The following is a 12,110-nucleotide window of genomic DNA, read 5'->3' as shown; positions in this document are numbered from 1 at the left end:
ATGCTATAGTTCGCGCCCTCATTTTTATCCCCCGATGTGTTTCGCCTGCCATGACCAAACGTGAAGCTCCAATCTACAAGGTGATTTTCCTCAACCAGGGCCAGGTGTTCGAAATGTACGCCAAGCAGATCTATCAAAGTGATCTGTGGGGCTTTCTGGAAGTGGAAGAGTTCGTCTTTGGCGAGCGCACGCAAGTGGTCGTCGATCCGAGCGAAGAAAAGCTCAAGGCTCAGTTCGAAGGCGTGGTGCGCAGTTTTGTGCCGATGCATTCGATCGTGCGTATCGACGAAGTCGAGCGTATGGGAACACCGAAAATCAGCGAAGCCCGTGGCGCGGTCGGCAATGTCATGCCGTTTCCGATGCCGATGCCTGAGAAGTAAGTCTCAAGACCGAGTCGCCCCCATCGCGAGCAAGCTCGCTCCCACAGGGAATTGCGGCGCACACAGGTTTTGTGAACGCCAGAGATCAAATGTGGGAGCGAGCTTGCTCGCGATGGGGCCAGTCAGATCAACACAGAATCAGGGCAGTGGCGCGAACGGCGTACGCCCGTCAGCGCTCTGCAATTCCATCAAATATTTACGGAAGATTTGCCCGAGCACCTGGGTAGCAAGCTCCAGTTCTTCGCGGGGCATCTTTTCGGTGACTTCGTCGGCGGTGTCCAGTGCGTCTTCGGCGCCGTTGACCGCCGCCATCTTCAGCAGGATGTACGCCTGAACGTTATTGGCCGGCACGCCTTCGCCGTGGAAGAACATGGTGCCGAGTTTGAATTGTGCCTGGGCGTGGCCTTGCAGCGAGGCTTTTTCGAAATAGCTCAGGGCTTGATTGAGGTCGCGCGGCGTGTTTTTGCCTTCGTAGTAGAACTCACCCAACTCGTATTGCGCTTGCGCATCCCCTTCTTCCGACGCTTTCTGGCAGGCGGTGAGTGCCTGTTCCAGGTCTTGCGGCTGGGTATTGAGGGTGCAGCGACCCATCGCTGGGATTAACAACGAGTTGCCGCCTGCTTGTGCGTGCGCGAGCAGGGGCTGAAGAAGCAACAGGCAGCCCAGTGCAAGGGTGCGGCCGGTGCGGTTCATGGGAATCGACTTACCTCTGAAGGGCGCGCGGACCCATCGAGGGATCCAATAAGCGCGCATTATGAAATAAGCAGGGGCAACCTTACAAAGTCTTTACTCGTTTTTCTGCTGCGCGGGAAATTTATCGCCCACTTTGCGGGGGATTATTAGCAGATGAGTAGGAAAAAACGCGGGAGTGTAGGCGAAAGCTGACGCTGGCAAGGGCCAACGTCAGCATTTGAGCGTTACTTCAAGGCCGCGAAGGCGCGCTCGGCGGCGTCCAGGGTCAGCTTCAGTTCTGCTTCGCCGTGGACGATCGAAGTGAAGCCGGCTTCGAATGCGCTCGGTGCCAGGTACACACCACCTTCGAGCATCAGGTGGAAGAAACGACCGAACAGGGCTGCGTCGCTGGCCATGACGTCATCAAAAGTAACGATGTCGTCGGCACCGCTGAAGTACAGGCCGAACATGCCGCCGGCCTGGGTGGTTACGAACGGAATGCCGGCCGCATCGGCGCGCTGTTGCAGGCCGTCGAGCAGGCGAGTGGTGTAGTCGGTCAGCTCGGCGTGGAAGCCCGGGCGGCTGATCAGGCGCAGGGTGGTCAGGCCGGCGGCCATCGCCAGCGGGTTACCGGACAGCGTACCGGCCTGGTAGACCGGGCCCAGCGGGGCGATGCGCTGCATGATTTCGCGCTTGCCACCGAAGCAGCCGACCGGCATGCCGCCACCGATGATCTTGCCGAAGGTGGTCAGGTCCGGCGTCACGCCGTAGTACGCCTGGGCACCGCCGAGGGCGACACGGAAGCCGGTCATCACTTCGTCGAAAATCAGCACCACGCCGTGCTTGTCGCACAGGGTCCGCAGGCCTTCGAGGAAACCCGGTGCCGGCGGCACGCAGTTCATGTTGCCGGCCACTGGCTCGACAATGATGCAGGCCACGTCCTGGCCGACTTCGGCGAGCATCGCTTCAACAGCATCGATGTCGTTGAACGGCAGGGTCAGGGTGTGTTTGGCGAATGCCGCCGGTACACCGGCCGAACTCGGTACGCCCTGGGTCAGTGCGCCGGACCCGGCCTTGACCAGCAGGCTGTCGGAGTGACCGTGGTAGCAGCCTTCGAACTTGATGATGCTGTCGCGGCCGGTGAAACCACGGGCCAGGCGGATGGCGCTCATGGTCGCTTCGGTGCCGGAGCTGACCATGCGCACCATTTCCATCGACGGCACCAGCGAGCAGACCAGATCGGCCATCTGCGTTTCCATCTCGGTCGGGGCGCCGTAGGACAGGCCGTGCTCAAGCTGTTTGCGCACGGCGTCCAGCACGTCCGGGTGGCTGTGGCCGAGAATCATCGGACCCCAGGAACCGACGTAATCCACATAACGCTTGTCGTCCTCGTCGGTGACGTAGGCGCCTTCAGCGTGCTTGAAGAACAACGGTGTGCCGCCGACGCTCTTGAACGCGCGAACCGGCGAGTTCACGCCACCGGGAATGTGTTTCTGGGCATTGGCAAACAGCGTTTCGGAACGAGACATGATCGGGCTCTCAAATCAGATTTAAAGCTTAAATAGAAAACAATTCGTTGAAGGCGCGGGCGCGGCGGGTCACCTCAGCCGTGCTCTCGGCACCGAACAGGCCATGCACCACCGCCAGCAGATCGACGCCATGGGCCACCAGTGGGGCGGCGTTATCCAGGGTGATGCCGCCGATCGCGCAGATCGGCAGGTGCAACTGCTTGCGGGCCTGGTCGAGCAGGTCGAGGCTGCAGGTCGGTGCGCCGGGCTTGGTGTTCGAATTGAAGAAGCGGCCGAAGGCGACGTAGCTGGCACCTTCCTTGGCGGCCTGTTCGGCCAGTTCGAGCTGCGCGTGGCAGGTCGAACCGATGATCGCCTGACGCCCGAGCAGTGCACGGGCCGGAGTCAGCGGGCCATCGGTCTGGCCCAGGTGCACGCCCACGTTCAGGCGGGCCGCCAACTCGGCGTCGTCGTTGATGATCAATTGCGTCCTGTAGCGTTCGCACAGCCCGCGCAAGGCTTCGGCCTCTCGCAGGCGGCGGGCCTCGTCGCTGCTCTTGTCGCGGTATTGCAGCAAGGTGACGCCGCCTTCCAGCGCCGCCTCCACGTACTTGAGCAACTTACCGTCCAGCAAATGGCTGTCGGTAATGGCGTACAGGCCACGTAGTTTCATCGGACAAGCCTCACCGCATTACAAATAGAAGTTACGAACAGAAATCCAGTGGCAAACGGCGCGGCACAAACTGGCCTTTGCCCAGCTGCTCGGCATCACGCAGGGTGCGCCATGTGTAGTTAAGCGCGGTCTGTACGGCACTGGCGAGGTTTTCGCCTTGGGCCAGACGACCGGCCAGCGCACTGGCCAGGGTGCAGCCGGAACCGTGATAGCTGCCCGGCAAACGCTGGCAGGTATAGGTTTCGCGCAGGCCGTCGCGGCTGTACAGGCGATTGTGGATTTCGGTTTCGTCGCCATGGCCGCCGGTGATCAGCAGGTGTTTGACGAACGGCAGGAGTTTTTCAGCGCACTCGTCCGCGGTGCCTTCTGGCAGTTCAGCGAGGATACGGGCTTCGGGAAGGTTGGGGGTCGCAATGATGGACAAAGGCAGCAGGCGTTCGCGCATGGCATAGCCGACTTCGTCCTTGCCCAGGCGTCCGCCGCCGCCGGCGCGCAGCACCGGGTCGCAGACCACCGGCAAATGCGGATGCGCCGAAAGCAGTTCGACCACGGTGTCGACCATTTCCAGAGAACCGAGCATGCCCAGCTTGACCGCCGCGACTTCGGAATCGTTGAGCACGGCATTGGCCTGGGCCAGTACCCACTCACGGTCGAGGACGCGGAAGTCAGTGACATTGACAGTGTCTTGCACGGTCAGGGCGGTGACGGCCGGAGCCGCATGGCAACCCTGAGCGAGCAGGGCTTCGATATCTGCCTGCAAGCCGGCGCCACCACTTGGGTCGTGGCCGGAGAGACAGAGGACAACGGGGCGAGAGCTGTAGATATTCATGGTGCGCGAGCTTACCACCAAACAACGTTTTTCGGGTGTAGCGACAACCAGCCTGACTGTTGCATTGTGGCGAGGGAGCTTGTCGGATCGCCGCACCGTCCCGTTGGGTCGCGAAGCGGCCCCAACAAACTGTCAGGTTCATCAGTCGGCTGGTTTTACGACTGCTTCGCACTCGAACGGGAACAAGCTCCCTCGCCACGGTGACTCATTAACCACAAAACGCCTTCTGCTAGTCGCTCTGAGACGCCCGTTCTAGAGCCTTTTCAGGAAAAATTTCAATGGTGTTTAATGGCTATCAACGGCTATGCTAGAGTGGATCCAAACCAATAACAGGTGATACCGGTTTTACGTCTGCTCAAAAGGAATGGGGGGCTTCCTGACAGAACCGGACAGGCCACGCTGGGGCTTCAATGCACTATTTGCTGATGTTGCTGTTGTGTTTGCCCCTCCTGGCAAACGCCGTCGAGTTCGATGAGTCCACTCAAAGCCTCCCCTTGGGCCGTACCCTGCAGGTCTATGAGGACGCAGGTGGTCAGGCAACCATCGCGGATATCCGTGCACAAGCGGCGGCCGGCAACTTCAAACCACACCACAAAGACACGCTCAACGCCGGGTACTCGCGTTCAGTGTTCTGGCTGAAAATCGACCTGCATTACCGTCCGGTCAATCCGGCGGCACAACGGACCTGGCTGCTGGAACTGGCCTATCCGCCCCTCGATCATCTCGATCTCTATTCGCCCGATGCGACCGGCAACTATCAGTTGGTCAGGCAAACCGGAGATGCCTTGCCGTTCGCCAGCCGCGAGATTCGTCAGAACAGCTATTTGTTCGACCTGACGTTCAGACCTGACCAGGCCGAAACCGTATTCTTGCGATTGCAAAGCGAAGGCTCGATCCAGGCACCGGTCACTTTGTGGTCGAGCACCGCCTACCTCGAAGAGCAGCCCTTGCGCCTTTACGTACTGGGATTGATCTACGGCGTATTGCTGGGGATGCTGGTCTACAACCTGTTCATCTACCTCAGCGTGCGCGACACCAGTTACCTCTACTACATCTTCTATATCGCCTCGTTCGGTTTGTATCAGCTGTCGGTAAACGGTGCGGCCGTGCAGTATTTCTGGCCAGACAGTCCGTGGTGGGCTAATGCTGCGACGCCGTTTTTCATCGGCTGTGCGGGGCTGTTCGGCAGTCAGTTCGCCCGCAGTTTCTTGCAGATTTCTACCCACAGTCGCTGGCTCGACCGCTTGTTGCTGGCGCTGGTTGCCTTCAGTGCGCTGGTGGTCGGCTTGTCATTGATGACCAGCTACGCCCTGGCCCTGCGACTGGCCACGGCCCTGGCGTTGGCATTCACTGTGGTGATTTTTGCCGCCGGGATCTTTGCCTGGCTGCGGGGCCTGCGCGTGGCGCGGTATTTCATCATTGCCTGGTCGGCGTTTTTGCTCGGCGGCATCGTCAATACGCTGATGGTGCTGGGCTACCTGCCGAACGTGTTCCTGACCATGTATTCCAGCCAGATCGGTTCGGCCATCGAAGTGGCCTTGCTGTCTCTGGCGCTGGCCGACCGCATCAACGACATGCGCGAGCAGCAGGCGCAAACGCTGTTCGACGCCAGTCAGAAGCTTGAAGTCCTCAACCAGCAACTGGCTCGCAGCAACAAGCTCAAGGACGAATTCCTTGCCACCCTGACCCACGAACTGCGCACGCCCATGAACGGGGTGATCGGTTCGCTGGAGCTGATGCAGACGGTCGAGATGGACCCGGAGCTCGAGCAGTATCAGCAAACGGCTTCGGGATCGGCGCGGGACATGATGCGCATGGTCAACGGCATCCTCACCCTTACGGAATTGCAGGCCGGCAAACTCAAGGCCTCGGCCGACACCTTCAGTTTGCGCGGTATGGTCGAGGCACTGCGCACGCAGTTCGAGGGCAACGCATCGGGCAAGTCGCTGGACTTCAAGGTCGATGTCGCGCCAGGTGTGCCGGATCGTTTGCACGGCGACAACGTCAAGATCGCGCAGTGCCTGGAATGTCTGCTGGATAACGCCATCAAGTTCACCCGGATCGGCGGCCTGGCCTTGCGGGTGACCGGCAAGGCCATTGAGCCCGACCGGCTGGCGTTGAGCTTTGCGGTGATCGACACGGGCATTGGTTTCACCGATTTGGGGGAGGCCACGATGTATCAACGGTTCTTCCAGCTCGATGGCTCGATGACCCGTGAATACGGTGGCCTGGGTGTTGGTCTGGCGATTTGCCGACAGTTGATCGAGTTGCTGGGTGGACGCCTGACGCATCGCACCGAGCCAGGACGCGGCAGCCGGTTTCAGCTGGATGTGGAAGTTGGGCTGGCGGTGGCCGAACGTACGGTGACGCCGTTGATGTCCGGGGATTTTCCGCGCCTGCGCTTGCCTCAGGATTGTGCGGTGCTGTTGGTGGATGACAACAGCATCAGCCAGTTGGTGATGCGCGGTATGTTGCTCAAGCTGGGGTTCCGCGTGCGTACGGCCGATAGCGCCTACGTTGCGCTCGATCTCTTGCAGCGCGAAGTGTTTGACGCAGTGCTGGTCGATTGTCAGTTGCCGCTGCAGGACGGTGAGTCGGTGTGCTGCCAGATCCGCGCGTTGCCGGGTTATACCGAACTGCCGCTGTTCATGATCGCTCTGGGCGGTGACCGTGAGCGCTGCTCGATCGGCGCGGTGATTGATCACTTGAGCAAACCGGTGAAATTCGAAGACTTGCAGGCCGCGCTCTACCGCCGCGTGCTCTGCTCGCAATAGGGCGAAAGCGCCGACAGTTAGGCGTATATGACACTTTTTTCAGCCGGGGGGCGGTGCTTAACTGAAGTCCCTTGGCCGACCAAAGGAGCCCTGTCATGAACCTGCATCAGTTCGCCGAAACCCACGAAGTCACCAACCAGCCACCGTCACTGGACGGCGCCAACCTGTACCGTATCGACTTGCCGTTGCAGGAATGGTCGCGGCGGTTCGGGGCCGGTTGGGCCGAATCGCGGATCGACGCCTATGGCGCGCTGGCCGGTGGCCCGTTGATGGAAGCCGGGTTCCTCGCCAATCAGAACAAGCCGGTGTTCAACAGCCATGACCGGTTTGGTCATCGCATCGACCTGGTGGAATTTCATCCGGCCTATCACCAATTGATGCGCACGGCGGTCGAACACGGCCTGACCTCGTTGCCCTGGGCGCACCCGCAAGACGGCGCCCATGTGGCCCGTGCCTCCATGACTTACCTACACAGCCAGGCCGAGGCCGGCAGTGGCTGCCCGCTGACCATGACTTTCGCCAGCGTTCCGGCCATGCGTCTGCAACCGGACCTGGCGGAAAAATGGCTGCCGAAAATCCTCGCCACCGAATACGACCCGCGCAACGTCGGCATGGCCCACAAGGCCGGGGTTACCATCGGCATGGCCATGACCGAGAAGCAAGGCGGTACCGATGTGCGGGCCAATACCACCAAGGCGTATCCGGTCGGTGCCAGCGGTCCGGGCCAGGCCTATGAACTGGTTGGGCACAAATGGTTTTGCTCGGCGCCGATGTGCGACGCCTTCCTGACCCTGGCGCAGACCGACAAGGGCCTGACCTGTTTCCTGCTGCCGCGCCATCGTCCGGACGACACGCGCAATCAGTTCTATATCCAGCGCCTGAAGAACAAGCTCGGCAATTGCTCCAACGCCTCCAGCGAAGTGGAGTTCCGTGGCGCACTGGCGTGGATGGTCGGTGAAGAGGGCCGTGGCGTTCCGACGATCATCGAGATGGTCGCCATGACCCGCTTCGATTGCATGGTCGGTTCCAGTTCGCTGATGCGTCAGGCGCTGACCCAGGCCAGCCATCACTGCGCTCACCGTTCGGTTGGCGGCAAGCTGCTCAGCGAACAGCCGTTGATGCAGAACGTGCTGGCGGATCTGGCGCTGGAAAGCGAAGCCGCCCTGGCCTTGAGCCTGCGCATGGGCCGGGCGCTGGATCATCTGGACGAATCACAGGAAGCCAAGTTCGCCCGGTTGGTGACGGCGGTGGGCAAGTACTGGATCTGCAAGCGGGCGCCGGCGATGATCAACGAAGCGGCCGAATGCATGGGCGGCGCGGGTTATGTCGAAGACAGCATCCTGCCGCGGCTTTACCGCGAGGCGCCGGTGAATTCGACGTGGGAAGGTTCCGGCAACGTGCAGTGCCTCGACGTGCTGCGTGCCCTGTCGAAAGAGCCGGGTGTGCTCGATGCGCTGTTCAGCGAGTTGGGCGATGGCCATGGCGACAAGCGTCTGGCTGCGCACATCAATCAATTGCAGGCGGCCTTCAAGGACACCAGCGACATTCAGTACCGTGCCCGGCAGTTGACCGAGGACATCGCGCTGGGCCTGCAGGCCAAGCTGTTGCTGGAAGCAGGGAATGCGCTGGTCAGTGATGCCTTCATCGCCAGTCGTCTGGATGGTGGTGGCCGAGTGTATGGCGCATTGCCTCGCGGCCTGGATGTGGAAGCCATTGTCGCCCGCTCGACCCCACAAGGCTTCTAAGCAACACCGGCCTCCTGTGGGAGCGAGCCTGCTCGCGAAGGCGGTGTCATATTCAACATTGATGTGACTGACAGACCGCTTTCGTCGGAACGCCGCCCGGAGCAGGCTCGCTCCCACAGTTGTTTTGCGTACACCGCAATGCTGTTTTGCCAACACACTACTGTTCCCGTGAAGCGACGATGCAGGCAAGATGAAGGTCTGCAAGTCAGAACACAGGATGCTGATCGTGACCGAAGCTTTTATTGTCGTTCAAACCGCCGAGCAAGCCGTGGACCGGCTTGCACACTTGCACAATCGTGCAACCACCGCGCTGAGTCAGGCGCTCAAGCGTTACCTCAAGGATCGCGTCGAGCCTGATGCCGAACAGCGAGCGTTGTTCCGTTATCCCGAACTGCGACTGACCTACCACTGCCAGGGCGAAGTCCCGCAGACCACCCGTGCCTACGCCAAGGTCCAGCTGCCGGGCACCTACAGCGTCACCGTCACCCATCCATCGGCTTTCCGTAAATACCTGCTGGAACAGCTCGTTCCGCTGATGCACGACTTCACCGTGACCGTCGAAGTCGGTGTCAGTCAGCAGAACATTCCGTATCCGTATGTGGTCGAGCAGGGCGATGAGCTGGGAGGTTCCGGCGTCACCGCCGCCGTGCTGGCGCGGGTGTTCCCGAGTACCGACCTGTCGGCCGCGACCGACGGCATTGCCGATGGTTTGTACGATTGGGAAAACACCGATCCGCTGCCACTGGCCCTGTTCGATGCTGCGCGGGTGGATTTCTCCCTGCGCCGACTGGTGCATTACACCGGCAGCGACTGGCGGCATGTGCAGCCGTGGATCCTGCTGACCAACTATCACCGCTACGTCGACCAGTTCATCGTCCATGGCCTGGAGCAACTGCGCAGCGATCCGCGTTTTGTGCGCATGGTCCTGCCGGGCAACGTGATCATCGAAAAGAGCATGGATCACGGTGAAGCCTCGGCGATTGCCGCCGGGGTGGTCTGGCACCGCTACCAGATGCCGGCCTATCACCTGATCGCCAGTGACGGCCATGGTGTGACCCTGGTCAACATCGGTGTCGGCCCGTCCAACGCCAAGAACATCACCGACCACCTGGCCGTGCTGCGCCCGCATTGCTGGCTGATGATCGGCCACTGCGGCGGCCTGCGTCAGTCGCAGACCATTGGCGATTACGTGCTGGCCCACGCCTACATGCGTCGCGACGGAATTCTCGACCGGGTGGTGCCGCCGAACATTCCGATTCCGGCGTTGGCCGAAGTGCAACTCGCGCTTCAGCAAGCGGCGGCCAACGTCACCGGCGAGAAGGGCGACGAACTGAAGAAACGCCTGCGTACCGGCACCGTGCTGACCTACGACGACCGTAACTGGGAGCTGCGCTGGGCGCAGGAGCGGCCGCTGATCAACCTGTCCCGCGCCGTGGCGGTGGACATGGAAAGCGGCACGATTGCCGCGCAGGGTTATCGTTTGCGGGTGCCGTACGGTACGTTGCTGTGCGTCTCGGACAAACCACTGCACAGCGAAATCAAGCTGCCGGGCTCGGCCAACGCCTTCTATGAACGCGCGGTCAGCCAGCACTTGAAGATCGGTATCGAGGCGGTGGATCTGCTGCGCACCGAGCTCAACTCGCTGCACTCGCGCAAACTGCGCAGCTTCGACGAGCCGCCGTTCCGCTGATTCACGATGGCCATTTAGCGGTTGGGGCACTAGCATTGTCAGCCCTGATCGCTAGATGTTCTCTCTGCCATGTCTCGTCCTCAACGTCCCGTTTCCAGCCGTCCTGGCGCGAAACCCTCTCCTTCAGCCCCGCGCCGTGTCGCCAAGGCACCACCGGCCGAGCCGAAGCTGATCCTGTTCAACAAACCTTTCGATGTGCTGACGCAATTCAGCGATGGCGAAGGGCGCGCGACGCTCAAGGATTACATCGATGTACCGGGAATCTATCCGGCCGGACGGCTGGACCGCGACAGCGAAGGCTTGTTATTGCTGACCAACGACGGCCAGCTTCAGGCGCGGATCGCCGACCCGAAACACAAGCTGGCCAAGACCTATTGGGTGCAGGTCGAGGGCGAGCCGAGCGCCGAGCAATTGCAGCGCTTGCGTGACGGCGTCGAATTGAATGACGGCATGACCTTGCCCGCCGAGGCGCGGCAACTGGACGAACCCGAGCTGTGGCCACGCAATCCACCAGTGCGCTTTCGTAAAAGCGTGCCGACCAGCTGGCTGGAACTGGTGATTCGCGAAGGGCGCAACCGGCAGGTGCGGCGCATGACCGCGGCGGTCGGGTTGCCGACCTTGCGTCTGGTGCGGGTCAGGATCGGCGACTGGACGATCGAAGGGCTCGATCAGGGCCAGTGGAAGGAAGTGCCGGCGCGCTTATAACGTGCCGGATTCGATCAGGCCGATCACTACGCTCTTGATGATGAACGCGGCCACGCCCAGGCCCAGCACGAAGAACAGAATGAACGAGCCAAAGCGCCCGGCCTTGGACTTCTTCGCCAGATCCCAGACGATGAAACCCATGAAAATGATCAGGATGCTGACCAGTCCGGTCATCATCCACTCTTCGAAAACGGCAGGATCCATCGAACATCTCCAGCGCGGGCGTGGCTAAAAGGGCGCGGGGAGTATACGCCTGCGCGGGTTCGCGCTGTATTGACCTGCGTCGGTGTGTCGCAGTCATTCGTCGCCTGTGCAGGCCTCTTCGCGAGCAAGCTCGCTCCCACAGGTTTTGTATGGATCACAATACTGCAGTCAACACAAAACCTTGTGGGAGCGAGCTTGCTCGCGATGGCGTCTTCAGCTACGCAGATGAGTCAAAGGCAGTTCGGTGCTGTTCAACACCTGATTCAATACAAAACTCGAACGCACGCTGGTCACGCCTTCAATCCGCGTCAGATGCCCCAGCAGCAGTTTCTGGTAGTGATCCATGTCCGGCACCACGACCTTGAGTTGATAGTCGGCATCCATTCCGGTCACCAGGCTGCATTCGAGCACTTGGGGCAGGGTGCGGATGGCCGCTTCGAAATTCTCGAAACGCTCCGGCGTGTGACGGTCCATGCCGATCAGCACGTAAGCGGTCAGGCTCAGGCCGAGCATCTTGCGGTCGAGCAGGGCGACCTGGCGGGAAATGTAGCCGTCGTCTTCCAGTTGCTTGACCCGCCGCGAGCACGGCGAAGGCGACAGGCCGATGCGCTCGGCCAGCTCCTGGTTGGAGATGCGTGCGTCGCGCTGCAATTCCGCCAGAATACTCAGGTCATAACGGTCGAGCTTGCTCATCAAACGGTCCTTTGTCGTAACTATTGCGGAGGATTATGTATCCTGGGTTAAAAATTGCGCAAGTGATGTTTAATTCAGCAATCTTCGCAATCCTCTGCTGGCGCTCCCGGCCTATTCTTATCACCAGAATCACTGCTCGGACAAACAGTCCAGTGCGGCTCGCCGAATCAGGCCCGCCGCGGTCGCCACCCCCACCGGGGATGTGCCGACCCCCGAGCTACACACTGTCCAGAAGAC

The 12,110-nt window shown here is 60.8% G+C and carries 11 protein-coding genes; 5 read left to right on the top strand and 6 right to left on the bottom strand.

All coding sequences use genetic code 11. The features are described 5' to 3' along the window. Positions 1-50: 50 nt before the first annotated feature. On the top strand, positions 51-380 hold the full coding sequence (locus tag WHX55_RS27325; RefSeq protein WP_008052403.1) for a DUF1820 family protein: 330 nt from the start codon (positions 51-53) through the stop codon (positions 378-380). Between the two features lie 138 nt (positions 381-518). On the opposite strand, the gene WHX55_RS27320 is transcribed toward WHX55_RS27325, so the two are convergent. The 4 genes from WHX55_RS27320 to WHX55_RS27305 form a co-directional block, all read right to left on the bottom strand. Continuing rightward, positions 519-1,073, bottom strand: coding sequence for a tetratricopeptide repeat protein (locus tag WHX55_RS27320; protein WP_150726970.1), 555 nt, complete (start codon positions 1,071-1,073; stop codon positions 519-521). A 224-nt stretch (positions 1,074-1,297) separates the two neighbouring features. After that, positions 1,298-2,581, bottom strand: coding sequence for a glutamate-1-semialdehyde 2,1-aminomutase (gene hemL, locus WHX55_RS27315; RefSeq protein ID WP_353741637.1), 1,284 nt, complete (start codon positions 2,579-2,581; stop codon positions 1,298-1,300). A 28-nt stretch (positions 2,582-2,609) separates the two neighbouring features. Next, on the bottom strand, positions 2,610-3,233 hold the full coding sequence (thiE, locus tag WHX55_RS27310) for a thiamine phosphate synthase (protein WP_150755031.1): 624 nt from the start codon (positions 3,231-3,233) through the stop codon (positions 2,610-2,612). Between the two features lie 31 nt (positions 3,234-3,264). After that, the gene (locus WHX55_RS27305) at positions 3,265-4,062 is read right to left on the bottom strand and encodes a hydroxymethylpyrimidine/phosphomethylpyrimidine kinase (protein ID WP_008052407.1); all 798 of its coding nucleotides are present in this window, start codon (positions 4,060-4,062) and stop codon (positions 3,265-3,267) included. Positions 4,063-4,472: 410 nt separating this feature from the next. Between WHX55_RS27305 and WHX55_RS27300 the strand changes: the two genes are divergently transcribed. From WHX55_RS27300 to WHX55_RS27285, 4 genes are all read left to right on the top strand, one after another. After that, the gene (locus tag WHX55_RS27300) at positions 4,473-6,836 is read left to right on the top strand and encodes a 7TM diverse intracellular signaling domain-containing protein (RefSeq protein WP_353741636.1); all 2,364 of its coding nucleotides are present in this window, start codon (positions 4,473-4,475) and stop codon (positions 6,834-6,836) included. Positions 6,837-6,931: 95 nt separating this feature from the next. Further along, positions 6,932-8,581: an acyl-CoA dehydrogenase family protein gene (locus WHX55_RS27295; RefSeq protein WP_150726973.1), complete on the top strand. Its 1,650-nt coding sequence runs from the start codon at positions 6,932-6,934 to the stop codon at positions 8,579-8,581. Between the two features lie 190 nt (positions 8,582-8,771). Beyond that, a complete protein-coding gene (amn, locus tag WHX55_RS27290; RefSeq protein WP_191624916.1) occupies positions 8,772-10,271 on the top strand; it encodes an AMP nucleosidase in 1,500 nt (499 codons plus the stop codon). 69 nt (positions 10,272-10,340) lie between these two features. Further along, the gene (locus WHX55_RS27285) at positions 10,341-10,976 is read left to right on the top strand and encodes a pseudouridine synthase (RefSeq protein WP_151214171.1); all 636 of its coding nucleotides are present in this window, start codon (positions 10,341-10,343) and stop codon (positions 10,974-10,976) included. On the opposite strand, the gene WHX55_RS27280 is transcribed toward WHX55_RS27285, so the two are convergent. Then, positions 10,971-11,180 (bottom strand): DUF2788 domain-containing protein, encoded by a 210-nt coding sequence (locus tag WHX55_RS27280; protein WP_039594082.1) that lies wholly within the window; start codon positions 11,178-11,180, stop codon positions 10,971-10,973. The genes WHX55_RS27285 and WHX55_RS27280 overlap by 6 nt on opposite strands. 213 nt (positions 11,181-11,393) lie before the next feature. Further along, positions 11,394-11,873, bottom strand: coding sequence for an Lrp/AsnC family transcriptional regulator (locus tag WHX55_RS27275; protein WP_007937367.1), 480 nt, complete (start codon positions 11,871-11,873; stop codon positions 11,394-11,396). Positions 11,874-12,110 lie beyond the last annotated feature (237 nt).

Source organism: Pseudomonas fluorescens (genome assembly GCF_040448305.1).
GTDB lineage: Bacteria > Pseudomonadota > Gammaproteobacteria > Pseudomonadales > Pseudomonadaceae > Aquipseudomonas > Aquipseudomonas fluorescens_BH.
Note: the sequence above shows the minus strand (reverse complement) of the source record. Positions and strands in the feature narration are given on the sequence as shown.

Bases quoted from the DNA above. Each gene is read 5' to 3' on its own strand.
- WHX55_RS27325 (WP_008052403.1), top strand. From the start codon at position 51: ATGACCAAACGTGAAGCTCCAATCTACAAGGTGATTTTCCTCAACCAG.
- WHX55_RS27320 (WP_150726970.1), bottom strand. From the start codon at position 1,073: ATGAACCGCACCGGCCGCACCCTTGCACTGGGCTGCCTGTTGCTTCTT.
- hemL (WP_353741637.1), bottom strand. From the start codon at position 2,581: ATGTCTCGTTCCGAAACGCTGTTTGCCAATGCCCAGAAACACATTCCC.
- thiE (WP_150755031.1), bottom strand. From the start codon at position 3,233: ATGAAACTACGTGGCCTGTACGCCATTACCGACAGCCATTTGCTGGAC.
- WHX55_RS27305 (WP_008052407.1), bottom strand. From the start codon at position 4,062: ATGAATATCTACAGCTCTCGCCCCGTTGTCCTCTGTCTCTCCGGCCAC.
- WHX55_RS27300 (WP_353741636.1), top strand. From the start codon at position 4,473: ATGCACTATTTGCTGATGTTGCTGTTGTGTTTGCCCCTCCTGGCAAAC.
- WHX55_RS27295 (WP_150726973.1), top strand. From the start codon at position 6,932: ATGAACCTGCATCAGTTCGCCGAAACCCACGAAGTCACCAACCAGCCA.
- amn (WP_191624916.1), top strand. From the start codon at position 8,772: ATGAAGGTCTGCAAGTCAGAACACAGGATGCTGATCGTGACCGAAGCT.
- WHX55_RS27285 (WP_151214171.1), top strand. From the start codon at position 10,341: ATGTCTCGTCCTCAACGTCCCGTTTCCAGCCGTCCTGGCGCGAAACCC.
- WHX55_RS27280 (WP_039594082.1), bottom strand. From the start codon at position 11,180: ATGGATCCTGCCGTTTTCGAAGAGTGGATGATGACCGGACTGGTCAGC.
- WHX55_RS27275 (WP_007937367.1), bottom strand. From the start codon at position 11,873: ATGAGCAAGCTCGACCGTTATGACCTGAGTATTCTGGCGGAATTGCAG.